At 66.7% G+C, this 840-nt stretch carries 1 pseudogene; it reads right to left on the bottom strand.

Annotated elements, in window-relative coordinates:
* Nucleotides 1-738: pseudogene (locus OQ02_RS41815) on the bottom strand (hypothetical protein); the annotation flags it as partial.
* Nucleotides 739-840 lie beyond the last annotated feature (102 nt).

Consider the following 840-nt stretch of genomic DNA (forward strand, 5'->3'; position numbering starts at 1 on the left):
GATCCATTCCATGGCCGACCAGCCCGAACCCACTTCGTGTGACGCGGCGAACGTGCCGTCGGTGCGGTTGTGCCAGTAGTAGAGCGTGTCACCGCTGACGGCCCACAGGTCCGCCCAGCCGTCGGCGTTGGAATCGTTGACGGCGATCCGGGAGAAACCACCCCAGCCAGGACCGTGGCGAAGGGCCGCGGAGAAACCGCCGCCGCTCTTGCCGCGATAGAACCACGCGACCCCGGCCGGGTCGACACCGATCGCGTCGTCGAACTTGTCCCCGTTGACACTCCTGCTCGGGCGGTCCGCAGAAGGGGCGCCGATCGCGGCGCGGGCATCGTCCATGAACTGCCTGTACGCACCGCTGTTGTAGGTGACCCACGGCGTCCAGTCAGTGGCCTGGTCGGAGATCTTCCAGGCGGCGCGGCCATTGCACATCGCGTCGAACGCGCACGCGTCGCTGACGTCGGTGTGGATGCTGTTGATCTGCCAGAGTCCCCGGTCGATCGAGCCGTTGGTGTTGACGCCGCGGGCGGAGGGGTCGCAGCGGGACTCGGCCATGGCGACCGCGACCGCCACGACGAGGTTCTCACCGTCGAACCCGGCGGCGCGCCCGGAGGAGACACAGATGTCGATGTCACCGGCTGCCTGCGCGGAGGAGGCGAAGGTGATACCGCACGCGAGCATGGCGCTCGTCGTGCCGGCCAGGACTAATCTTCTGATGAGATTTCTGGTCGTCATCGTCATCCTTCAGTTCACGGCGAGGTTGAAGCCGGTCCAGCCGCTGCCGATTTCGGTGGATTGGCTGAACGTGCCGGTGCCGGTGCCGAGCCACTGTCGCAGTGTGTT

Origin of the sequence: Saccharothrix sp. NRRL B-16314 (assembly GCF_000716595.1) — a bacterium.
Taxonomy (GTDB): domain Bacteria; phylum Actinomycetota; class Actinomycetes; order Mycobacteriales; family Pseudonocardiaceae; genus Actinosynnema.